This window comes from Frankia sp. Mgl5 (assembly GCF_023242985.1).
GTDB lineage: Bacteria > Actinomycetota > Actinomycetes > Frankiales > Frankiaceae > Parafrankia > Parafrankia soli.
In genome coordinates this window covers 35,441-58,109 of sequence record NZ_JALKFY010000825.1, presented here as the reverse complement: position 1 = coordinate 58,109, position 22,669 = coordinate 35,441, and the positions used below count along the sequence as shown (strand labels likewise).

General features: G+C 70.6%; 21 protein-coding genes. 5 read left to right on the top strand and 16 right to left on the bottom strand.

All coding sequences use genetic code 11. From position 1 onward, the window contains the following. Positions 1 to 57 precede the first annotated feature (57 nt). On the top strand, positions 58 to 1,293 hold the full coding sequence (locus MXD62_RS33265) for an EAL domain-containing protein (RefSeq protein WP_248833318.1): 1,236 nt from the start codon (positions 58 to 60) through the stop codon (positions 1,291 to 1,293). A gap of 72 nt (positions 1,294 to 1,365) precedes the next feature. Here MXD62_RS33265 and MXD62_RS33260 read toward each other — a convergent pair whose 3' ends face one another. From MXD62_RS33260 to MXD62_RS33250, 3 genes are all read right to left on the bottom strand, one after another. After that, positions 1,366 to 1,797 (bottom strand): nuclear transport factor 2 family protein, encoded by a 432-nt coding sequence (locus tag MXD62_RS33260; protein ID WP_248833317.1) that lies wholly within the window; start codon positions 1,795 to 1,797, stop codon positions 1,366 to 1,368. Positions 1,798 to 2,003: 206 nt separating this feature from the next. Beyond that, a complete protein-coding gene (locus MXD62_RS33255) occupies positions 2,004 to 2,933 on the bottom strand; it encodes an NAD(P)-dependent oxidoreductase (protein WP_248833316.1) in 930 nt (309 codons plus the stop codon). Positions 2,934 to 3,036: 103 nt separating this feature from the next. Then, entirely contained in the window at positions 3,037 to 3,936 is a 900-nt protein-coding gene (locus MXD62_RS33250) for a LysR family transcriptional regulator (protein ID WP_248833315.1), read from the bottom strand. A gap of 459 nt (positions 3,937 to 4,395) precedes the next feature. Here MXD62_RS33250 and MXD62_RS33245 point away from each other — a divergent pair, with 459 nt between their 5' ends. Together MXD62_RS33245 and MXD62_RS33240 are read left to right on the top strand one after the other, a co-directional pair. Then, positions 4,396 to 5,838 (top strand): LLM class flavin-dependent oxidoreductase, encoded by a 1,443-nt coding sequence (locus tag MXD62_RS33245; protein WP_248833314.1) that lies wholly within the window; start codon positions 4,396 to 4,398, stop codon positions 5,836 to 5,838. 81 nt (positions 5,839 to 5,919) lie between these two features. Further along, complete coding sequence (locus tag MXD62_RS33240; protein WP_248833313.1) at positions 5,920 to 6,474, top strand: flavin reductase family protein; 555 nt, start codon at positions 5,920 to 5,922, stop codon at positions 6,472 to 6,474. 49 nt (positions 6,475 to 6,523) lie between these two features. On the opposite strand, the gene MXD62_RS33235 is transcribed toward MXD62_RS33240, so the two are convergent. Both MXD62_RS33235 and MXD62_RS33230 read right to left on the bottom strand, forming a co-directional pair. Beyond that, positions 6,524 to 7,606 carry an LLM class flavin-dependent oxidoreductase gene (locus tag MXD62_RS33235; RefSeq protein ID WP_248833312.1) on the bottom strand — a complete coding sequence of 361 codons (1,083 nt, stop codon included), beginning with the start codon at positions 7,604 to 7,606 and terminating at the stop codon, positions 6,524 to 6,526. A gap of 210 nt (positions 7,607 to 7,816) precedes the next feature. Beyond that, the gene (locus tag MXD62_RS33230) at positions 7,817 to 8,596 is read right to left on the bottom strand and encodes an IclR family transcriptional regulator (protein WP_248833311.1); all 780 of its coding nucleotides are present in this window, start codon (positions 8,594 to 8,596) and stop codon (positions 7,817 to 7,819) included. Between the two features lie 142 nt (positions 8,597 to 8,738). Between MXD62_RS33230 and MXD62_RS33225 the strand changes: the two genes are divergently transcribed. After that, entirely contained in the window at positions 8,739 to 9,392 is a 654-nt protein-coding gene (locus MXD62_RS33225) for a nitroreductase family protein (RefSeq protein WP_248833310.1), read from the top strand. A gap of 130 nt (positions 9,393 to 9,522) precedes the next feature. Here the strand turns inward: MXD62_RS33225 and MXD62_RS33220 are convergent, their stop codons facing one another. Beyond that, the gene (locus MXD62_RS33220) at positions 9,523 to 10,341 is read right to left on the bottom strand and encodes an oxidoreductase (RefSeq protein ID WP_285224279.1); all 819 of its coding nucleotides are present in this window, start codon (positions 10,339 to 10,341) and stop codon (positions 9,523 to 9,525) included. Between the two features lie 235 nt (positions 10,342 to 10,576). Here MXD62_RS33220 and MXD62_RS33215 point away from each other — a divergent pair, with 235 nt between their 5' ends. After that, entirely contained in the window at positions 10,577 to 11,470 is an 894-nt protein-coding gene (locus tag MXD62_RS33215) for a LysR family transcriptional regulator (RefSeq protein ID WP_248833308.1), read from the top strand. A 19-nt stretch (positions 11,471 to 11,489) separates the two neighbouring features. Here the strand turns inward: MXD62_RS33215 and MXD62_RS33210 are convergent, their stop codons facing one another. The 10 genes from MXD62_RS33210 to MXD62_RS33165 form a co-directional block, all read right to left on the bottom strand. Next, on the bottom strand, positions 11,490 to 12,440 hold the full coding sequence (locus MXD62_RS33210; protein ID WP_248833307.1) for a TauD/TfdA family dioxygenase: 951 nt from the start codon (positions 12,438 to 12,440) through the stop codon (positions 11,490 to 11,492). Between the two features lie 104 nt (positions 12,441 to 12,544). Beyond that, positions 12,545 to 13,630 carry an ABC transporter substrate-binding protein gene (locus MXD62_RS33205; protein ID WP_248833306.1) on the bottom strand — a complete coding sequence of 362 codons (1,086 nt, stop codon included), beginning with the start codon at positions 13,628 to 13,630 and terminating at the stop codon, positions 12,545 to 12,547. A 107-nt stretch (positions 13,631 to 13,737) separates the two neighbouring features. Then, positions 13,738 to 14,532: an ABC transporter ATP-binding protein gene (locus MXD62_RS33200; RefSeq protein WP_248833305.1), complete on the bottom strand. Its 795-nt coding sequence runs from the start codon at positions 14,530 to 14,532 to the stop codon at positions 13,738 to 13,740. Then, complete coding sequence (locus tag MXD62_RS33195) at positions 14,505 to 15,449, bottom strand: ABC transporter permease (RefSeq protein ID WP_248833304.1); 945 nt, start codon at positions 15,447 to 15,449, stop codon at positions 14,505 to 14,507. The genes MXD62_RS33200 and MXD62_RS33195 overlap by 28 nt, the downstream gene beginning before the upstream one ends. A 423-nt stretch (positions 15,450 to 15,872) precedes the next feature. Continuing rightward, the gene (locus tag MXD62_RS33190; RefSeq protein ID WP_248833303.1) at positions 15,873 to 16,076 is read right to left on the bottom strand and encodes a hypothetical protein; all 204 of its coding nucleotides are present in this window, start codon (positions 16,074 to 16,076) and stop codon (positions 15,873 to 15,875) included. Between the two features lie 46 nt (positions 16,077 to 16,122). After that, the gene (locus tag MXD62_RS33185; protein ID WP_248833302.1) at positions 16,123 to 17,736 is read right to left on the bottom strand and encodes a DUF2252 domain-containing protein; all 1,614 of its coding nucleotides are present in this window, start codon (positions 17,734 to 17,736) and stop codon (positions 16,123 to 16,125) included. Between the two features lie 348 nt (positions 17,737 to 18,084). Beyond that, positions 18,085 to 18,933, bottom strand: coding sequence for a hypothetical protein (locus MXD62_RS33180; protein WP_248833301.1), 849 nt, complete (start codon positions 18,931 to 18,933; stop codon positions 18,085 to 18,087). A 230-nt stretch (positions 18,934 to 19,163) separates the two neighbouring features. Continuing rightward, complete coding sequence (locus MXD62_RS33175) at positions 19,164 to 19,964, bottom strand: TetR/AcrR family transcriptional regulator (protein WP_248833300.1); 801 nt, start codon at positions 19,962 to 19,964, stop codon at positions 19,164 to 19,166. Positions 19,965 to 20,056: 92 nt separating this feature from the next. Beyond that, positions 20,057 to 20,650, bottom strand: a complete 594-nt coding sequence (locus MXD62_RS33170) for a TetR family transcriptional regulator (RefSeq protein WP_248833299.1) — start codon at positions 20,648 to 20,650, stop codon at positions 20,057 to 20,059. A gap of 132 nt (positions 20,651 to 20,782) precedes the next feature. Then, positions 20,783 to 22,450, bottom strand: a complete 1,668-nt coding sequence (locus MXD62_RS33165) for a CocE/NonD family hydrolase (RefSeq protein WP_248833298.1) — start codon at positions 22,448 to 22,450, stop codon at positions 20,783 to 20,785. Positions 22,451 to 22,669: the final 219 nt, after the last annotated feature.

Below are 22,669 nucleotides of genomic sequence, written 5' to 3'. Positions count from 1 at the left end.
TGCCGCGGTGTGTGTGCCGCACCGGCCTGGGCATGCCGTAGCGAGGAGGTGGTGCCCATGGCGCGTCCGGCGTCGCCACTGGGCCCACCGATCGAGGTCGTGGAACCGGACCCCGCGGTGGCCGACCTGCTCGGGGTGCTGCGCCGCCACCTCGGCATGGACCTCGCCTGGCTGGGCCGGGTCGAGGGCAACCTGCTGGTGCTGCAGGTCGTCAACGGCGACGCGGCCGGTTTCGGCATCGCGCCGGGCAGCACGATCCGCCGCGAGGCGGCCCTGTACGCCCAGGTACTCGCCCACGATCGGCCGGTCATCATCCCCGACACCCACCGCGACCCGCGGACCGCCGCCGCGGGCACCGTCCAGGTACTGGGTATCGGGGCGTACGTGGCCACGCCGGTCTACGACAACGACAACGACATCTACGGCATCCTCGGCTGCCTCGCGCACCAGCCCCGCCCGGAGCTGCGCGAACGCGACGGCCGGTTCCTCAGCCTGCTGGCCGCGTTCCTCAGCGACGCCGTCATCGACCTGCACCGGGTGTGGGAGACACGCAGCCGGGTCTCCCGGGTGATCAACGATCTCATCGACGCCGGTGGCCCGCAGATCGTCTTCCAGCCGGTGGTCGACCTCTCCGATGGCGGCGTGGTGGGAGTCGAGGCGCTGTCACGCTTCCCGGGATCGACCGACGACCCGGAGGGCTGGTACGCCGTCGCCAGCAGCGTCGGGCTCGGCACGGACCTCGAGCTGACGGCCATCCGGCGCGCGCTGACCGTGATGTCCGAGCTGCCCCGCTCGGTCACCCTCGCCGTGAACGCCTCACCGGCCACCATCACCTCCGGCCTGGTCGGCCTGCTGGCCCCGTTCCCGGCCTGCGAACGACTGATCGTCGAGATCACCGAACACGAGTACTTCAGCGCCGACCCGGTGGTCATGCGCGGCATCCACGCGCTGCGCGCGCTCGGCGCCCAGATCGCGGTGGACGACATCGGCACTGGCTACGCCGGCCTCGAACAGCTCATCCATCTGCGGCCCGAGATCGTGAAACTCGACTACCTGATCACCCACGGGATGGACCGCGACCCCGCCCGCCGCGCCGTCGCCGCCGCCATCGTGGACGTCGCCGCGGAGATCGGCGGCTGCGTGATCGCCGAGGGCATCGAGAACACCGCCGAGCTGCGGGTCGCCATCGACGCCGGCATCGACTTCGGCCAGGGCTACCTGCTCGGCGCACCCGCCCGCACCGCTCGCGCCGCCTGCGCCCCGGCCGTCGCACTCGCCAACCGCCCCGGCTGATCCCCGCGCAACGGGGCGCGAACCGACGTACGGCGCCGGTGCTCCGGTGTTCCGCGGAACACCGGGTCCGGTTCAGGGGTGGCCGGTCTCCGGCAGGTCGACGGTGTTGCGGCGGTAGTGGATCCTCCAGCCGTCCGGAGTGCGCACGTGCCGGCTGTGGTGGTGTCCGAACCAGATGACGCGGGTCAGCCCGTCGTCCTGGGTGCGGCCGACTCCGTAAAGCATCGTGGAACGGGCGGTGTCACCGTCGACGGTGATCCGCGGGTTCATCTCCATGTGGACAACTGCCGGCGGGCTCTTCTCCATCACCGTGGCGAGCATCTCCCTGATCGCGGCCCGCCCGCGTGCCGTCCGACCCGTACTCATCTCGAACTCGCCGTCCTCCGCCCACAGCTCGGCCCAGGCATCGAGGTCACGGGCGTCGAGCAGCTCGCCGTAGTCGATCAGACTCTGCCGGATCTCCTCCCGGTCCTCCAGCAGTTGCACGCGCTCTTCGAGGCTCAACCCGCTTCTGCTCATGGCGAGTAGCTTGACCAAAAAATTTGCACTCAGTCAAGATAATTCTCTCGGCAGCACCGCCCGGTCGCACAGCACGGTCGCCGCGCCACGCGTCGCCATATGCACTGATAGCGGTGGTTTGTCGGATCAGGGTGGTAGGTAGAGGTCGAACCTGCTCTCGTCCGGGTCATCCCTGGAGAGTTCCATCCGAGTCAGTAGCCTGCCTCGACGTCGACGACGCCGTGCAGCGGCCGGCCCTCGCACCAGCGTTGCAGGTTGTCGGCGAAGAGGTCGAAGCCGCGGCTGAGGCCGCCGGGAGCCGACCAGGACAGGTGCGGCAGGATCCGGACGCGGGCGTCATGGCGCAGCGGATGGTCGGCCGGCAGCGGTTCGGGGTCCGTGACGTCCAGACTGGCGCGGGACACCGTCCCGGCGGCCAGTGCCCGGACCAGCGCGTCGGTGTCGACGATCCGCCCCCGGGCGACGTTGACCAGGTGCAGACCGGGCTTGGTGACGGCGAACGCCGCGTCGTCCAGCAGCCGGTCCGTGTCCGGAGTCAGTGGCGCGGCCACGACGAGGTGGTCCGCCTCGCCGACCAGCTCGGGCAGGGTCCGCACCACGGTCACGGTCGGCTGTTCGGCCGGGCGTCCGCTGCGGCGCAGGGCCAGCAGCCGCGTCCCGAACCCGTCCAGCCGGCGGGCCAGCTCCTGGCCGATGGACCCGAATCCGATCAGCCCCACCGTCCGACCGACGAGCGTGCCCAGCGGCTCGGCGAGGAACGGCTCGTTCGTCCGGGCCTCCCAGATCTGCGGGATCCGCTTCTCGGCGGCGAGCAGCAGACCGACGGTGAGCTCGGCGATCGCCGGGCTGTTCGCCCCGCGGCCGCAGGTCACCGTCCGGCCGGCGAGACGATCGAGTGGGAAGCCGTCGATACCGGTCGACAGGAAGTGCACCCAGCCGGCCCGCTCGACCGCCGCCAGCACGGCGGCCGTCGGCGAGCCGCCCAGCGCCGCGGGCGGCATCACCAGGACTGGCACCGGGCCCGACGACGCCGGCGCGACCTCCCCGCCGAGGACGTCGACGACATGCGCCTCGGCGCCGAGCCGGGACCGGATCTGGTCGACGAACGGGCTCGGGATCACGGCCGCGATCACCCCGGAGGTGGCCGGCCGAGTACGAGGTGAGGCTCCGCGGATGGGTGAGGCTCCGGGGATTGAGATGAGCGACATGGTGCGCTGGCTCCCGTCAGGCTCCGGTGGCAAGTTCGAGCCGCGCAGTGTTCCGCTCGGCCGGCAACCGCTCCAGCACCTGCCGTAACGCTTCCACGATGCTCTGTGAGGTCTTCGCGGGAAGACCCTGCCTGGCCCAGAGGACCATCGGCAGCGGGGCCGGCCTGGGCAGGTCGTCGCGGGCGACGAGGCCCTCGGGGGTCTGGCCGAACGTGGCCATCAACGCGATCCCGAGACCGGCGCCGACCGCCGCCTGTACGCCGGCCAGCTGGATGGCCTCCGCGCCGATCACCGTCTCGATCGCGTGCAGCGACAGCGTCTCCAGGGCCCGGGACCGCAGCGCGCAGGGCTGGTCGAAGGCCACCACCGAGATCGGCTGGGCCAGCGACGGCCGCCGCCAGGTCGGGGCGGAGTACCAGGTCAGCTCCAGCTCGCCGACCGGCTGCGCGCGCGGGTTGTCGGCCGGGCCGAGCAGCAACGCCAGGTCGATCCGGCCAGCCTCGAGCCCTTCGAGCAGGCTGGCACCCCGGTCGATGCGGAACCGGACACTGTGGTGGGGCAGCGACTGCCCCAGCACGTCCGCGAGGACCGGCAGTAGTTGGGCCGCGCCGTGCTCGGTCGAGCCGATGACCACGGTCTCCTCGGTCTCCGCCAGGCCGAAGCCGTGCAGGGTCTCGTCGTGCAGGCTCAGGATCCGCCGCGCCTGGCCGAGCAGGTGCTCGCCGTCGCGGGTGAGCTGGGACCGACGGCCCTGACGCTCGACCAGGACCCGTCCGGTGGCCGATTCGAGGCGGCGCACGTGCTGGCTGACCGCCGCCTGGCTGAGATGCAGGGACGACGCGGCCCGCTGGAAACCGCCACAGTCCGCGACAGCCACGAAGCTGCGCAGCGGCGCGATGTCCAGAGTCCGGCGCATGCCACACACGCTACTTGTCAAACCCTTTATGTTCATCGGGATGATGGAAAATCATCACGAGTCGTGATGGGTCTCCATCGCGAAGCATCGTTGGACATCCGGTCAGGCACATCGCATGCTGATCGGCATGGCCCAGTCGACCACCGTGCTGCTCACGTGTCGTCGCTGGTTGGACCATGCACGCAGTCAGGCCACCCGCTGTCGCTGACCCGATCCGTCCGCCGACCTGATCGGATTACAGACCGACTCTCGGTTGCCCTGCGTCACCACTGATCCGCTCCATCGCCGATCCGACCTGGCCGGTGCCTCGCGAGGTGCCGACCGGAGGGCGCGGCGGCGCATCCCGTTCAGATCCCCTCCCGCCCCGTCAGCGCGCCCGTCACGCCGGGATCCGGCGCGATCCGGTCGACAGAGCCGTCCCAACGCGCTCGCCGCGCGATCACCAGGAAGGTTCCACCGATGTCCGCTCGCACGCTCAAGCTGGGCGCCGTCCTCATCGGGGTCGGCGGCCCGGGGCAGCACAACACCTGGCTCAGCCCCGAGATCCCGGGCAACGCCAGCGTGGACGTCCGCTGGTACATCGCCCGCGCGCAGCAGGCGGAGGCCGCGAAGTTCGACCACATCTTCATCGTGGACAGCCAGTTCATCACCCCGGACTCGCCGAACCACTACCTCAGCCGGCTCGAGCCGCTGACGCTGCTGTCGGCGGTCGCCGTGCACACCAGCCACATCGGCCTGGTGGGTACGATCACCACCTCCTACAACGAGCCGTTCAACGTCGCCCGCCGGCTGGCCTCGCTCGACCACATCAGCGGCGGCCGGGCCGGCTGGAACGTGGTCACCAGCGGTGACGCCGGGACGGCGGGCAACTACAGCCGCGACGAGCACTACGACTACGCGACCCGGTACGGGCGGGCGCACGAGCACGTCCGGATCGCGCAGGGGCTGTGGGACTCCTACGAGGCCGACGCCTTCCCCCGCGACAAGGACCGCGGCGTCTTCTTCGACCGCGACCGCCAGCACGCGCTGAACCACTCCGGCGAGTACTTCTCGGTGGTCGGGCCGCTCAACCTCGAGCGCACCCCCCAGGGCCAGCCGGTGATCTTCCAGGCGGGTGACTCGGAAGAGGGACGCGACCTGGGGGCGAGCATCGCCGACGCGATCTTCAGCCACGCCCAGACTCTTGAGCAGGCGCAGGCGTTCCGCAGCGAGCTGCGGGCGCGGGCGGCGGCCAAGGGGCGCGACCCCGAGCAGCTGCTCGTCATCCCGGGGATCTTCCCGATCATCGCCGACACCGACGAGGAGGCCCGCGCCAAGGAGGACGCGACCCTCGGCGCGAAGAGCTTCGAGCGGGCGCTGGCCGAACTCGGCCGTCCCTTCGGCTGGCACGACTTCTCGCAGTACGACCTGGACGCACCGTTCCCCGAGGTCGGCGACGCGGGCGCGCTCAGCTTCCGGACCCAGGCGGACGGGATCAAGAAGCTGGCCCGGGAGAACAACTTCACGCTGCGCCAGGTGGTCGAACACCAGCTCAAGGCGTTCCGCTCGCCGTTCGTGGGCTCACCGCGCACCGTCGCGAACGAGATCGAGCGCTGGTTCGAAAACGGCGGCTTCGACGGCATCAACATCATGGTGACGGTGCCCAGCGAGTTCACCCAGTTCGTCGACCAGGTCCTGCCGCTCCTGCGTGAACGGGGCATCGCCCGCAGCGAGTACGAGTCCACGACGCTGCGCGGCAACCTCGGCCTGCCCATCCCGGAGAACCGGCACACCGCGGCCCGCCGCCAGCAGCAGCACACCGCCGCCGACACCGCACCCGCTGTCGACACCGTGCCCGTCCTCGGCGCCGACTCCGTGGCCGCGACGCCCCCCGCGGCCACGGAGTCGGCACTTATTTCCTGAGTCCAGGCCTCGACGGCACCGGCGTCCCGCGCGGCGGTGCCGTCGGCGGCGCGTTTCCCGACGGGGCAGGAGTGTGATCCCATGACCTACCACCGCACCGCTCCCCCGCCGCACCGCGGCGTCCTCGGCGACGTGCCGGCCGCCGGACGGGCCGCGACGCAGATCTTCGACCCCGGGCGGCTGCGGAACGTCTTCGGTGCCTTCCCCTCGGGCGTGGCGGCGGTGGCGGCGCTGGTCGAGGGTGTGCCGGTGGGGATCGCGGCAAGCTCGTTCACCTCGGTCTCCCTGGACCCGCCGCTGGTCTCGCTGTGCATCGGCCACACCTCCAGCACCTGGCCCGCGCTGCGCGCCGCGCCGCGACTCGGGCTGAGCATCCTCAGCGCCGAGCAGGAACGGGCAGCCCGTCAGCTCGCGGGCAGGCGGGGCGACCGCTTCGCCGAGTTGCGCTGGCGGGTGACCGACGACGGGGCCGTCCTGCTGGACGGGGCCAGTGCCTGGATCGAAACCAGCATCGACCAGCAGGTACGCGCCGGCGACCACGACATCGTCGTGCTGCGCGTGCACGACCTGGACGCCGACCACGACATCAGCCCACTGGTGTTCCATGCCAGCCAGTTCCGCAGGCTCGAACGCTGACCCACCAGATCACCAGCAGGTGAACGCCGCGGGTGGCCCGGTCCGGAAGCTACGCCGGCTGGGCGGCGACCGGCCCTGTCTCCCAGATCGTGCTGGGGATCTCCGATCGTAGGATCGGGGCCACCTCGGCGAAGAAACGCTCGAGGTGGTCACGGGTCGAGCCCAGCTCGTTCGTGTAGGTGGAGAAGAAGCCCTCCACACCGACCCCGAAAACCTGATTACCGAACCTCCGCTGCAGGTCCATGAGCTTCTCGGCTATTTGCTCGGCCGTTCCCACCAGCGCCGATCCGTTCTGCAGAAAATCCTCCAGGGAGTCGAACGGGAAGGCGGCCCGGTCGCGGAAGTGCTCGCGCACCGAGACCTCGTAGGCGGGCCGGGCGATCGCCAGTGCGTCCTGGGAGCGGTCGGTGATGATCGGTGAGTGCACGCCGACCGCGACCAACGCGGTGTCGGGCTCGTGGCCGTGGAAGGCGAGCCGCTCCCGGTAGTGGCGAACGAGATCCAGATAGTGATCGACCCTGCGCAGTCCGTTGGCCGAGTACAGCGGATCACCCCAGCGTGCGGCGAGCTCGGTGGAGCGGGGACTGGTGGCTGAGCCGTGCCACACGCGGGGAGCCGGCCGCTGCAACGGGTGGGGCTCGATGGTCGCGTTGGTCAGCTTCGGGCGGAAGCGGCCCTCCCAGGTGACGTTCTCCTCCCGCCACAGCCGGCGGACCAGTTCATAGCCCTCCTCCAGGCGGTCCCACAGATCGGCGTCGGCGACGTCGAAGACGCCCGGTGCTACCGGATCGCCGCCCTTACCGATGATCAGATCGAGGCGGCCGTCGCTGAGATGGTCGAGGGTCGCGTAATCCTCGGCCGCCCGGACGGGATCCGTCAGGGACAGCACGGCGACGGTGGTGACCAGACGGATCCGGGTGGTCCGCGCCGCGATGTGCGACAGGATCACCGCCGGCGACGAGGACAACAGGGCCGGGTTGTGCCGTTCTCCGACCCCGAAGGCGTCGTAGCCGATCCGCTCAGCCCACAGGGCAAGGTCCACGACCTCACGGAACCGGTCGCGCTGACTGAGCGGCGGACGCCCGGCGCCGGTGCTCTGTTTGGGTACCAACGTGCTGGCCAGGAACTTCACAATTGACGGCCTCCATCGGGATCAAGGCGAGGAATCACACCCGCCACCCATACCGCGACGCCGACATCAATTTTAGGCCGGGTAGTCCTTCCTGTTCAGCGGTCGAGGTAATCAGTGACCGGTCGATGCGGCGATGTCGTTGTGCCAGATCGCCGTAGCCACCGTGAGAATTCGTTGGGCAGCCGGAACCGCCCGGCGGTGAAGGCCCACCTACCGCGGTCGTCTTTCAGGGACGCGCCGATTGCGCGAGGCAGGGCTGGTCGATGAATCCTGGCCCGAGGAGGGCGGGGTCAGACGGGCGGTGAGCGCGGACGCGGTCGCCGCGAGCACCGGCGTGGCCCGCCGCGCGGCCGGGACGGAGGGCGCCGTCACGGAGAGCGCCGCCACCGGGACGCCGTCGCCCGTCGCCCCCACAGGCACGGCGACCTCGACCTCCCCCAGGCACCGCTCCTCCGTGGCGATCGCGGGCGAGCCGCCGCGGATCTCGGTGAACTGGCGGTGCAGCAGCCCCGGCGCGGTAATGGTGTACGGCGTGACCCGCACGAGATCGCGCAGCACCTGCTGTCGTAGGGCGTCAGGACCGTGGGCCAGGAAGAGCTTGCCCGCGGCCGTCGCGTGCAGAGGCAGGTACGAGCCCCGCGGCACGGCTGCGCCCAGCTCATCGACGACGAGCAGCCGATCGCCGTCGAGGGCGGTGAGCGCGACGGCGCGGCCCGTCGCCGTCCGGAGCTCCCGCAGGTAGGGCCGGCCGGCCTCGGCGAGCCGGCGCTGGCAGGGAACCTGGCCGCCCAGCACCCACAGCCGGGTCCCCAGCCGGTACGACCCGTCCGCCTGGCGTTCCAGCCCTCCCCACGCCACAAGCTCCCGCACCAGCCGCAGCGTCGTGGGCAACGGCAGGCCGGCCCGCTCCGCGATCGTCGTCAGCCGTAAGCAGGTCGCCCCGTCTGCGAAGGCGTCCAGGACGGACAGCGCCCGGCCCACCGCCGACATGCCGCCGCCTCCCTGATGCCGCGCTGTGTCCGCCCGTCATCGCGCCACTTTCACCTGATGAAACCGGACGTTACCGCCCTGGCGCGGCAGGTGGGCAACCTGTGGATTCCCCGATCCGCACGAGGCCACGAGAGGCATCCCCATGTTGCTGGACCTGTCGCCCGATGAACTGTTGTCCACCACCCGGGCGGTACGCCACCGGCTGGACCTGTCCCGGCCGGTGCCGTGGGCGCTCGTCCAGGAATGCGTCGAGCTCGCCGTGCAGGCCCCGACAGGGCGCAACCGGCAGCGCTGGCACTTCATCGTGGTCACCGACACGGAGCGACGCCGCGCTCTCGCGGACGTCTTCCGACGCGCGGTCGCCGCGGCCGACCCGCAGGCCAGCCCGCTGACGCGGCGCGACGCCGAACGGATGAGCGCCAACCCGTCGTCGTTGACCAGGATACGCAGCGGCTTCCAGCACCTGTACGACAACATCCACCGGGTCCCCGCGCTCGTGGTCCCCTGCGTCGAGGGGCGAACCGACGACGCGTCCGTCCTCGCCCAGTCGATGACCTGGGGTTCGATCCTGCCGGCGGTGTGGAGCTTCATGCTCGCCGCCCGCGCCCGGGGCCTGGGGACGGTGTGGACGACCGCACAGGCGCCCCTCGAACGCGAGATGGCCACGCTGCTGGGCGTACCGTACGACCGGGTGATGCTGGCCGCCTTCATCCCACTCGCCTACACCGTCGGCACCGAGTTCCGACCGGCCACCCGAATTCCTCTGCGCCATGTGCTGCACCGCGACCAGTGGTAACAGGTAGCACGGAAGCGCCGGCCCTCGCCCATTTCCCGTACTGAGGTTATCGCCCGATCAGAGGCCTCGGACGACGTCATCGATGACGTGGGCGGCCCCGTCCGGATGGCCGTTGCCGGTCACGGGGGCCTCAGTCGTCGAAGTCGGTGCTCCGGCTGACCGCTTCCCACGCCAGCAGCTCGGCGCGGGCCGAGTCCAGGTGTGCCACGACCGCGTCGGTGGCGTCGTTGCCCAGCGGCAGCCGCAACGGCGCGTTGTCCGAGTCGAGTGCGGCGAGGATCGCCGCGGCGGCCTTGGCGGGATCGCCCGGCTGCCTGCCGTCGGACTCGGGCAGATCGGTGCGGACGGTGCCGACCGTCGATGTGTATTCAGGCAGTTCCGCGGCATGGAGCAGGGCCGAACCGCCGGCGAACGACGTGCGGAACGCTCCCGGTTCCACGATCAGAGTCCTGATGCCGAACTGGGCGACCTCGCCCGCGAGCGCCTCGGTCAACCCCTCGAGGGCGAACTTCGTCGCCGAGTAACCGCCGACCCCGGGGAAGGAGAACCTGCCTCCCATGCTGCTCATCTGCACGATCGCGCCGGACCCCTCGCGTCGCATGTGCGGCAGCACCGCGCGGGTGAGCGCGGCAGGGCCGAAGAAATGCAGTTCCATCAGATCGCGCAGCTCTCGGTCCGTGGTCTCCTCGACCGCACCGACCAGGCCACGGCCGGCATTGTTGACCAGCACGTCGATCCGGCCATACCAGAGAATCACCTCCGCGACGACGGCCGCGATCCGGGCCGGGTCGGTGACATCGAGCGTGATCGGCGCGACCCGGTCCGGGTAGCTGGCGGCCAGCTCCTTCACCGCCGCCGGCCGCCGAACGGCCGTGACCACCGTGTCGCCGGCATCGAGCGCCGCCTGCGCGATCGCCAGGCCGAAGCCGGACGACGCGCCTGTGATCAGCCAGACCCGGCCGGCGGCGGAACGCGTCCGGGGCTGTGTGGGCGAAGCCTGCGTGTCCGCAGTCTGCTCGGTCGAAGTCTGCACAACGCGATCCCCTCGTTCGGAACGCGGGCGTCCCTCGATCAGGTGGCTCCGGATCGAGGTGCCCGCGCCGCCTGCTGTTATGCCAGCCGACGGTCGCGGTCGTCCAAGTCAGAGATCCGAACTCTCGATAAAGAGCGTTTATCATCTCCGCATGGAGCTGCGGCAGCTGCGTTACCTCGTGGCGATTGCCGACGAGAGGAACCTGCGCCGGGCGGCCGAGGCGCTCTTCGTGAGCCAGCCGGCGCTGTCCTACGCCCTGAAGAGCCTGGAGTCGGAGTTCGGCGTCCGGCTGTTCGACCGGCATCCAGGCGGCGTGACCCCGACCGCCGCCGGGCGGGACGTCGTGTCCGAGGCACGTGCCACCCTGCGCCAGGCCGATCGCGTCACGGCCGCGGCTCTGCGTCACCGGCGCGGCGAGGCCGGCCTGCTCCGGGTCGGTTTCGAGGCCAGTGGTGCCGGCGAGCTGACCACCCGCGCACGGGCCGAGTTCGCCCGGCGTCACCCCGGAGTCAGGGTCGAACCCAAGCGCTTCGACTGGGGTGGTGAGGTAGCCGCGCTGCGCGACGGCCAGATCGATGTCGCCTTCGTCTGGCTGCCGGCTGACCTGGCCGGCCTGCACGCCGAGATCGTCCACGTCGAACCGAGGGTCCTCGGGCTGCCCGCCGGCCATCCGCTGGCCGGACGCGACGGCGTCGGCGTCCTCGAGGTCAACGACGAGCCGCTGATGTGGACGGAGCGGGCACCGCGCGAATGGGTCGACTGGTGGGCGGTGAATCCCAGGCCGGACGGGTCGACGCCACGCTGGGGACCGACCAACGACAACGTCGAGGAGATGCTCGAGCAGGTCGCCGAGGGCGCGGCGGTCTGCTTCGCCCCCGCCAGCATGGCTCAGTACTACGCCCGTCCCGATCTGCGCTGGGTCCCGATCATCGACGTCGAGCCGCTACGGGTCGCCCTCGCCTGGGTGAACGGCGCCTCCGACCCGCTCGTGGCCGGGTTCGCCGAGGTCGTCCGCGAGCTCGCCGCCGCTTCGGCGCCCGGCTGACACCGGCCCACAGGCGGGGTCAGGGCCGAGGCGCGTCGGGCGCACCGGCGATCGGCGAGTAGGTCGACGCGTCACCGGCCCGGACGACACTCGGCCGGCCGTCCGTACCGACCGGGAGGTCGCCCGCCACCGTCACGCGGTGCACGATTCGGGGCTCGGTCGTGTAGTCGTTGACGGCGTAGTGCTGGGTCGCCCGGTTGTCCCAGATCGCGACGTCGCCGGTGTTCCAGTGCCAGCGAACCTGGTTCTCGGGCCGGCTGACGACCTCGGCGAAGATGTTCAGCAGCAGTGCCGACTGGGTTTGCGAGACTCCCTTGAGCTGCTTGACGAATCCGCCGAGCACCAGGGCGCGTTCGCCTGTCTCGGGGTGGACCCGGACGACCGGGTGCTCCGCCTCGAACTCGATGGAGCGGAACTCCTCGAACTTCGCGATGAACTCCTCCGGCAGCCCTTCGAGGTCCTGCCGACGCAGGCCGTAGTCATGCTGGTTGGTGTGGAAGACCCGCAGGCTCTCGGCGAGCGCCTGGAGCTCGAGCGGGAGGTCGGTCAGGGCGGTGGCGGTGTTGCCCCAGACCGTGTCGCCGCCGGTCGGCGGGATCTCCACGCCCCGGAGCACCGAGATCGCCGGTGGGTTGACGACGAACGTCACGTCGGTGTGCCAGGCGCCCGCCCGGCCGCCCTTGGAGGCGTCCAGCTCGTGGATGATCGGGTAGCCGGCGAGCGACGCCTGAGTCGGGTGCGCCAGCGTGAGCTCCCCCAGCGTGCGGGTGAAGGCGATCTGGCTGTCGGGGTCCAGGTGGTGCTGCCCGCGGAAGAACAGCACCTTGTGCTTGAGCAGCGCCTGGCGCAGTGCCGCCACGGTCGCGGCGTCGAGATCGCCGGACAGGCGGACGCCGTCGACGCGGGCGCCGATGCGGAGGGTCAGGGGGGTGACGTCGAGGTCGACGTCCACAACGGCCGGGCTGGTCATGGGGCGGCTTCCTTCCGGGAGGAGTTACGGGCCGACGAGATCGGGGGCGGCGGTTCGGAGAAACCCCGGGTACGAGGTGGGCGGGAACCAGTGCCAGTGGGCGATCATGATGCGGCTGGCGATGCCGGAGCGGACGACGAAACGGGCGCGGAGGAAGTGAGTGGCGCCGCCGGGGCCGACGCCGGGACCGCGTCGTTGAACTCGTCGGTGACGAAGTCGGCCACCACCACCTCGCGGGGGATCAGCTCGGCCTCGGTGAAGGCATCCGCCACCACCTGCAGCCGCTTGGCGACGTCGTCGTCGAGCGGGATCCAGACCCGGTTCTCGCGGCCCAGCGCCACCTTGGCGATCTCGGTCGTCAGACCGGTGTCGGTGGCCCATGCCTGCGCCCACGCGTCCGGGTTCTCGGTCGTCCAGGTGTAGGCCTTACGCAGTCGGGCCAGGAAGTCCGCGATCGCGGCGTGCCTGCCGGGGTCGGCCACCGCCTCCGGGCGGGCGGCCAGGAAGGTCAGGCCGGTGCTGAGGCCGCCCTCGCCGTTCACCAGCACCCGGGCGCCGAGGTTCTGCTCGGCGATGGCGGTGTAGGGGTCCCAGATCGCCCACGCGTCCACGCTGCCGTTGTTGAACGCCGCCAGCGCGTCCGGCGGCTGCAGGTAGGCCGGGTCGATGTCGCCGAAGGTCAGGCCTTCCTTGTCCAGCGCGGCGAGCAGGTGGTAGTTCGCTGACGAGCCCTTGGCGACGGCGACCTTCCTGCCCCGCAGGTCCGAGACGGTCCTGATCGACGAGGCGTCCTTGACCAGGATCGCCGCGCCGGCCGAGTCACCCTCGTAGGCCGACACCAGCGTCAGCTCGGCACCCGAGGCCGCCGCGAAGATCGGCGGGGTCTCGCCGACGCCGCCGAGGTCGATGGCGTCGGCGGCCAGTGCTTCGAGGAGGGGTGGCCCTGAGGTGAACGAACTCCACTCGATCTTGTACGGAAGATCGTCCAGGAGGCCCGCGGCGCCGAGCAGCGCCTTGGTGCCGGCCTTCTGGTCGCCGACTTTGAGAGTGACCGTCGACAGGTCGACGGGGCCCGCCGCGGTGTCCGGGGTGGTGGTGTCGTCGTTCGACGAGCAGGCGGCGCCGAAGGCGAGCGCCGCGGCCAGCGGGACGACGACCCACCGCGGGCGGCGGCGGACGAGGGTGGACACGGGTGGTTCTCCTTCGGTTTCGGTCTGCCGGCCGGCCCGTCGGCCGGTCTGTCCGTCTCTCGGGACGTCGGCGGGAGAGCCTGGAACAGCGCGGGCGCCGGCCGAGGTCACACCGGAACCCCCAGCAGGCCGAGCAGCTGGGTGCGCAGCCGTCCGACTTCGGGGTCGTCGAGCCGGCGAGGCCGGTCGACCTCGACCGGGACGTCCTGGGCGATCCCGCCGTCGGCCATCACGAGGACACGATCGGCCAGCAGCAGTGCCTCCTCCACGTCGTGCGTGACCAGCACGACAGCCGGGCCGTGCCGCCGCCACAGGTCCGCGATCAGCGTCTGCGTCCGCAGCCGGGTGAGCGCGTCCAGCGAGGCGCAGGGCTCGTCGAGCAGCAGCAGGTCCGGCGAGCGCACCAGCGCGCGGGCCAGCGCGGCGCGCTGCGCCTCCCCACCCGACAGCGTCAGCGGCCAGGCGTCGGTCCGGTGGTCGAGGCCCACTTCGGCGAGCGCGGCCAGGGATCGCAGGCGCACGTCGGGTCCGGTGAGGCCGAGCGCGACGTTGCGCCACACCTTTTTCCACGGCAACAGTCGTGGCTCCTGGAAGGCGACGGAGCGTCTGGTCGGGACGACCACGTCGCCCTCGACCTCGCGGTCGATGCCGGCCAGGATGCGCAGCAGTGTGCTCTTGCCACAGCCGCTACGACCGAGCAGCGCGACGAACTCGCCGGGGGCCACCGTCAGGTCGAGCCCGTCGAGGACGGCCTTCTCTCCGACGGCCGGATCGGTGAACACCCGGCGCAGGCCTCGTACGGTGACGGCGCCACGCCCGGTGTTCTCCTCCGCGGTGTTCTCGTTCCCGGTGTTCTCGTTCGCCGCGCTTTCTCTCACTGCCCCGAGAATCCGCGCCGCCACGACAGCGCCCCCTTTTCCAGCAGGCGGACAACGACGTCGGTCAGAAGCCCGAGCAGGCTGTACACGACGAGACAGACCACGATCACGTCGGTCTGCAGGAACTCGCGGGCGTTCATCATCAGGTAGCCGATGCCCTGGTCGGCGTTCACCTGCTCACCGATGACCAGCGCCAGCCAGGAGAACCCGAGGGCGTAGCGCAGCCCGACCAGCATTCCCGGCAGTGATCCCGGCAGCACGACGTGCCAGACCAGCTGCCAGCGGTTGAGCCCGAGTGTGCCGGCGGCTTCCACCAGGCGTTCGTCGACGTCACGGATGGCCGCGTAGGTGTTCAGGTAGAGCGGAAAGGCGACCGCCAGCGTCACCAGTGCGATCTTCGGGGCCTCTCCGATCCCGAACCAGATGATGAGCAGCGGGATGAGGCCGAGGAACGGAACGGTGCGCAGCATCTGCATGGGCGCGTCGATGAGATCCTCGCCGAGCCGGAACAGGCCGGAGAGCAGGCCGAGAGCCAGCCCCGCGAGCCCGCCGAGGACCAGCCCGTAGCCGACCCGGCGCAACGAGACCGCCAGCGCCTCCGGCAGCGAACCATCGACGACCATGTCCCAACCGGTGCCGGCCACCGCGCTCGGAGCCGCGATCGTGTCTTCGGGGATGTAACCGACGACCGAGCCGACCTGCCAGATCGTCAACAACAGGACGGGGCCGAACAGCCGACGGATCGGCCGGGGCAGGCTGCGCCGCTGCCGCAGGCCGGCCCCGGACAGCGTCTCGACGGCGGGCAGGGGCCGGGCCCTCTCTCCCGGCGGGTCCGAGGCTGGCGGGGATTCGTCCGTCTGCCGGGACGCCGCCGCGGGTGGGGGCACCGCCTGCCGGGACGCCGCCTCGACGAGCAGGTCCGACGCGTCGGGTGGTGACATGTCAGCCTTCCGTTGCTGCGCTGATTCTGTGACGTGGTTCGAACGCGTCCGTCCCCTCTGGCGTCCTTGCCGTCACCCAGCCGGGAATCGGTGTCAGAGGGGAGGACTGACCGTCAGGGCGAACTCGCGCATCGGAGCGTTTGCCAGGCGGGACCGGCCAGCCGCCCGGCGCCGCCGCAGGTGGGATGTTCGGTTGCGCTGGTGGCATGGCACAGCTACGGGTGCGCGACGTCGGAACTGTCAGACGAGCAAGTTCAAACGATCGAGCGAGGAGACTTTCGTGGAGTGAGCGGCAGGCTCAGCGGCAGCGTCGACAGAGGGCACTGGCTACCCGCCCGTAGTCGACGTGCGGGCGGTCGACCAAGATTGCATGACCGCTCATGTCAGGGACGGTACCGGCAGGCCGGTACTATGTCTACCAAGTTAGTAGATAAAGCCCAGAACCTCTGCCGAGCTGGCCGAGGACGACCGCATGGTCGTGGTCGAAGCCTCATCCAGCGCGGCCGGGGCGCTGGCGCCAAGCCCGACGAGGTTACGCCAGATGGCGTTGCGCTCGATCCGTAGCACGCTCAGGCCAGGACCCGCTACTTCGATCGTCCAGAATGCCGACAGAAGTGGATAATCCATTACGGAGCCCCCCTTGCGCGCGTCAACGACGATCGTTAACGACGTCTCACGGGCCCGCCGCGCGGTTTCGGCGCCCGCCCTCGGTCGTCCCTGACAGCGCGCCGGCACCCCCGCGTGGTCCGACCGCCGACGGCGTTCGCGGTCTGCCGGCCTTCACCCGGGCCGCTGGGGCCGGGGACGGTCGATGCCGACGGGGTCCCCGCCCCGCTCCTTGACCTGCCGTCCTGATCCGTCCGGACCGCACGGCCTCGGTGAGCGCCGCGAAATCACGTTCGTTCTGGTCCGCGTAGGCCTCGGCGAACCGGGCGATCGCCCGGTCGAAGGCGTCTCCGGCGCCGAGGTAGGCCGCGATCGCCACGCGGTCACCTGAGCGGGCGTGGGCCCGGGCGAGGGTCGCTCCGCACATCCGCGCGAACAGGGCGAGGCCGTCGGGGTCCATGCGTTCGGGGAGCGCGATGCCCTTCCAGTCCTGCAACTGGCGGACGTAGAAGTCGCGGCGCTGCCCGTCGATGCCGTCCACCCGCTGCCAGCCGAGGAAGATGTCCCCGGCGGCCTGCATCAGACGTTGCCCGGCGACGACCCGCTCCCCCTGGTTGCCGTACCGGCTGCCGGGCAGATGATCAGCCAGGACCGATGCCTGTGCCTCCTTGACCTGTAGCAACAGCGGGTCGTCACGGTCACGGCCCAGCAGCAGCGCCACCCAGCAGCGGGTGCCCACGCTGCCGACGCCGACGACCTTGCGCGCGACGTCGACGAGCCGGTACTGGGCGAGCAGCGAACGCCGGTCGTCCGCCAGGGTGGTGCCGTACCGGTCGATGACGGTGGTGAGCTGACCTGTCAGCAGGTCGCGTTCGGCTCCGCGGAGCAGCTCGCGGAGCGGGACGAGCAGCGGCGGGTCGGAGACGAAACGAGGCTGGCCGTCGGTCACCTCGGTCAGTCGGGCGAACGCCCGCCGCCGGTCGCGGGACCGGGCACTGGTGGCCGCGCGGGACAGGCGCCTGGCGTACCGCCGTCCCAGCACGCCCGCGAACCGGGCCTGCAGCTGGTCCACGTCGACGTGGGCATACCAGACGTCGAGGTTGGTCATGGCCGCGAACCGGCGCATCCAGGCCCGGTACGCACCGATCGCCGCGATGACGGCCGCCTGTCGGCCCGCCGGCGCGAACCCGTTGCCGCGGCCGGCGATGACCAGGCTCGCGGCCAGCCGTTTCACATCCCACTCCCACGGGCCGGGAAGTGTCTCGTCGAAGTCGTTGATGTCGAACACCAGGTGGCGCTCGGGGGACGCGAGCAGGCGGAAGTTGAGCAGGTGCGCGTCGCCGCAGAGCTGGACGTCGATCCCCGAGACCGGCGTGCCGGCGAGATCCGCCGCCATGACCGCGGCAGCACCGCGAAAGAACCGGAACGGTGACTCCAGCATGCGCTGGTAGCGCAGCGGGACAAGCTCAGGCAGCCGGGTCCGCGACTGCCGTTCGATCAGGTCGACCGGATCGACCCGGCCCGACGCCGGCGCATACTCGCCATGGATCCGGCGCGGCGCGAGCGTCCTCGCGTCCTTTCCCCGCGCCGCGCGTTCGGTCGGCGTGAGTTGTTTGGATTTCGCGGACAGTCGTGGCCGCGAACCAGCCGCGACCGGCGGCGGGCTGACGACAGCTGCCATGCTCTACCTCACACCGTATCGGCGGGCTGGTCGACGGAGGCGTCGGCGGCGGAGCCGGCGTCAGGGATATTTTCCCAGTATTGGCTGCCCGGGACCAGCGAGCCGCAAACATGCAACGCCGACAGATCAAGTCGGCGAAGCCAGATTTCGACATTTTTCCAGAATTTCTCGACGTCACACGCGCCAAGCTCACTCGCAGCGCCGCGAGGTGGCCGTCAGGTCGTCGAGGTTGCCGAAGAATCGGGTACTGGAGACCTCGGACATCGTCACCTCCGTCGAGCAGAGGACCCCTATGAAACGGCACGTGTCTCCGACCCGCGACGTCGCGACGACGGTGGACGCCTGTCGTCAGATCCGTTTCCACCACGCGTCCGCGAAGGTGTCCGGGATGCCGGCCCGGTATTCGAACAGCATCGCCGGACGGCCGCCGACGGTCGCGGCGGCCGGCGGGTGCCCGCCCATCTCACCCTCGGCGAGAATGTGGCGGCGTGCCTTCTCCCGGACTTCGGCACTGGGCACCTGGCCCCAGTCGGCCGCCCAGGCCGGTACCGCCCGGTTGGCGACCATGCGGCGGGCCGCCGTGCTCGCCACGGGGCGCAGCGAGTTCAGGATCTGGACGGGAGGCGTCCGAGGCAGCACGTCCCACATGCTCTTGGCCTCCAGGAGGTGCAGCCTGTCGGGATACCTCGTCCAGATCTGGGCAAGTTTGAGGACCGCCGACATCACGAATGCGTAGCCGACTTTTTCGCGGTCTTCCAGGGCGAGCAGCCCGGGGTCGGCGGTGAACCGCTCCGCATACCACGGCAGTGTCAGGAGTGGATGAAATTTCCGGAGGCGCTGCCGGTCGTCCAGGGTGACTCCGGTGCCGATCTCCGCGGCGGCGACCCCGACCGTCGCGTGTCTCGCCGTGCCCTTGACGGTCCCGTCCGTAACACTCCTGATGAGATTACCTGGGTTGAAAATGGTTATCCGGTAGGCACCGGCAGCCTTGCTGGACAGGTGCCCGCCGACGTTCTTTTCGATCGTCGATATCAGGGCCTGCAGGGCGAGTCGTCGTTCTCGCCAGCCGGCCTGGTCGGACAGCTCTGTCGGCGTCGTCCGGAGTTCGATCGTGTATTCACCAAGATCACTAAAAGTCGACGCCTGGAGGTCCTTGGTGATCTGGACGAGAACTTCCGGGTCATCGATTCGACTCACGACTCCGAACAAGCTCCAGTCGGTCGTCGTCAGTTGGATCGTCGCGGGGAGTTCCTCTTCGGCCCCGAGCGACGCCGACGGGATGGTGGGTCCGGGCAATCTGGACACCGGTCCTGGCGCATGCTGCCCGCTGGCCGGGGGGCGGGGCAGTCGAATGGGAAAAGTCGTGTTGACTTTCCGGGTTCTCCCCTGTTCCAACGTCGACCTCGGCGGTCACCGCCGGTGGGGAATCAGGCCACGGCGGCGTCTGGTGGCAGGGTGGCGGCGATGCCGGACAGCAGCCAGTCGAGGCCCTGCTCGAAAGCCCGGTCCGCATGCCCGCCCGAGAGCGTGAGCGGTTCGGTCAGCACCTCGGCGAGCGCCGGGTGCTGTCCACTCGCCGCGAGCTGGTGCAGATGCTCGACGACGGCCTGCCAGCGCGGTTCGGCACTGCGGTCCGGGGCCGGGCCGTCGGCGGCGCACACCTGTTGGCCCTCGCGCTTGCGCGCGGAGACCTCCCCGAGGATGTGCCCGATCACGAACGTGTCCACGGCCCGCAGGATTTCAATCTTGCGGCTGGTCTCCACCCGCAGGCCGGCGAGGGCCTCGAACGACTGCTCGATGTGTCGCACGGCGTTCGGGCCGATGTTTCCGCGTTTCACGACGGACCGCAGCATCCACGTATGGCGCAGGCCCACTTCCCGGCTGCGGGCGGCGATGGCCCGCAGCGCCGCCCGCCAGTCCGTGGGCAGCGCCTCGGTCAGGACGGCCTCCCCGGCCACCCGGTCGGTCATGAGGTCGAGCAGGTCGTCCTTGCTCGGGACGTGGGTGTAGAGGCTCATCGGCCGGGCGTCGAGCACGGCCGCGACCCGGCGGATGGAGACCGCGTCGAGCCCTTCGCGGTCGGCGATGTCGATGGCGGCTCCGACGATCGCCGCGCGGGTCAGCCCGGGTCTGGGCGGCGCCGGCGGACTTTCCCACAGCGGGCCGAGTGCCGCACCGGGCCCGGTTCCCCCGCTCGCGGCGCGAGGTTCCGGCTGCCGGTCATCCACCCGTCCAACACTAGCCGCGTGCGGCTCCGACCAGGCGCGATGTGAAACGTCTGCCACGATGGCCTCCACTCCTCGGAGCGAGGGATGGCGCATCATTCGCTGGCGCCGGCCCCGCCCAGGACGACGGTGTCGATGACGGTGAGGGCATCGCTGATCGTCACCGCCAGGTCTCCGCCGAGCAGATACCAGCGGGTCTGCGCGGCGAGGATGATCGCACCCGCGGCGACTGCGAGCATCGCGGGCTCCAGGTCGTCGGGTGCCTTGCCCAGCCGCGTGCCAAGGAACTCGGCGAGGACGCCGTTGAACTCCAGGATGCTCACACCGAGCATCACCCGGGTGGCGTACAGGCTGGCCTCCACGACCTGGACCCACCGGGCGACCTCGGCCGAGTCCTCGGCGGCGACGACGTCCTGGACGGCCTGACGGACCGAACGCATCGGCGCCTCGTCCGCCGGTCGGGTCGCCAGGGCGGTCGCGACCGCCTGTGCCCGGCGCCGGACGACGGCCCGCAGGACATCGTCCTTGGCCGGGAAGTAGCGGTAGAACGTGCGGACGGAGATCCTCGCGGCGGCCGCGATGTCGTCGACCGTCACCACGTCGAATCCGCGGAGCTCGAACAACTGGAGAGCCGCGTACTCGACGGCCCGGGCCGCGGCTTCCAGCCGGTCGGCCCGGGCCTGTCGCACACTCGGCGACGTCCGGTACGGCCTCTTCACGCCGTCCCCCGCCACTCGCCCTCCTGCCCGTGCGCCCGTGACGGTGGATAGGAACCGTCCACCGTCAGGCTAGGCGCCGGGCAGGCCCCCACGGGCTCAGGGTCAGGCGACGGTCGGAAGGGTCAGGGTGGAGCCGCCGACGCCGGTGGCGACGGTGACGTCGACCGGGGTCGGATTCTGGGTGAGCATCGTCGGGACGCCGCCGGAGACACGCACGGCGATGCGGTGGCCGGCCCCGAACTGCCAGTCGTCCGGCCGGATCGGAACGGTGAGGGTGACGGGTACCCCGGTCGGCACCGGGGTGGGCACGACGCTCGAGATCCGGTGGCTGGCCCGGAGGAAGCCGTTGTTGACCAGCGTCTCGGTACCGTCAGGTCCGACGTCGAGCAGTTCGACGTAGAGGTTGGCGTCCGGGCCGGACAGCCGCGCCCGCAGCGTGAGCGTCGGGCGGCCGAACAGCGACGTCGGTGCGGTGAGCGCGCTGGTCTGGAAGAGGAGGGACCCCCCGGCGGTCGACGGATCCCGCGGCTGGTGGAACGTGCTGGTTCCGGGTGTCAGGCTGGCCGCTCCGAGCGAGCCGTCCGGGTTGAGGGTGAACGAACGTACGGGGGTGCCGGTCGGCCGGTAGCCGATGATCTCCCGCCATCCCGAGGAGGTCGCGGCGGGGCTGGCGCCGGCGTAGCTGACCAGGGTCGGCCGGGGGGGGATCGGGACGTCGGGAAGCCGCATCACCCAGTGGTCGAACCAGGCGAGCGTGATCCCCGGGGAAAGTCCTTCGGGGTTGCAGAGCCCCGGGCAGTTCGGGTATTGCAGCGGGGCCCGGTGCGGCCACTGGCCGTAGATGGCCCACGTGCGGCCGAGGGCTCCTTCGATGTTGGTGAGCTGGCCGGAGCGGAAGTACTGGTCGACCCAGCCGCCCATCGCGAAGATCGGGACATTGATCTCGTCGTGGTGGCCGACGAACGTCCGCGACTGCCAGTAGCTGTCGTAGGTGGGGTGGGCGCGGTTGGCCGCGTACTCGGCCGCGGCGTTGATCGCTCCACCGCTGATCAGCTGAGCGGTGTCGGGCCAGTTGTCGATGCTGCCGCCCTCGGTGGTCTTGATGCCACCGGGGTAGATGACGTCGCTGTAGAGGTCGGCCGGGGACTGCAGCGGGGCGATGGCGACCAGGTGCGGAGGCCGGTTGATGGCGGCGGCGTAGGTCGTGTCACCGCCGTAGCTCTCGCCGGTCATTCCGATCCGACCGTTCGAGAAGGGCTGGACGGCCAGCCATTCGACCAGGTCGCGGGCGTCCTCGCCGTCCTGGGGCGACATGGCGTGCTGCCAGGTGCCCCCCGATCCTCCGATCCCCCGCAGGTTGCAGACCAGGGCGTTGTAGCCGTGGGTCGCGAAATAGGTGGCCTCGCTGGCGACATAGGTCGCCCGTAATGCCACGTACGGGGTGAACTCGACGACCAGGCCGGGGAAGGTTCCCGCGGCCGGCGCGCCGTCGGTCGCCGGCCGGACCAGGGTGCAGCTGAGCGGGGTGCCGTCCCGGGCCGGAACGGTGGTCTCGGTGGAGACGGTCTGATAGGTGGCCGGACGGTCGTAGTTCCACCAGGCCTGTGTGCCCGCCGATAAAGGCCGGGCGAGGACGGGCGCGGGCAGGGATGTCGACGGGGCGGCGATACCGGCCGTTGCGGACAAAGCCGATGCGGACAAAGAGGCGGCGACCGCCAGAGCGGCGACCGGAGCGAAGCGGCGGATGAACGTTGGCGCACATCTGGCCATGAGGCTCCTTCCCAATCAGATGGCAGATGCTGCCACACAATTTGAGGAAGGTCACGACGGTCCGCAATCCCGCATACCGGATTCGACGGTCGGCATCCTGTTCTGGTCGCCGCTACAGCTGGTAGCGACCACCTCCGTGACCAGCGATGTTTACCCGCGTGCGGACGCGCCGGTCCGAATGCGACGGCGGTCCGGCTGTCACGCCGATGCTCCGTGATG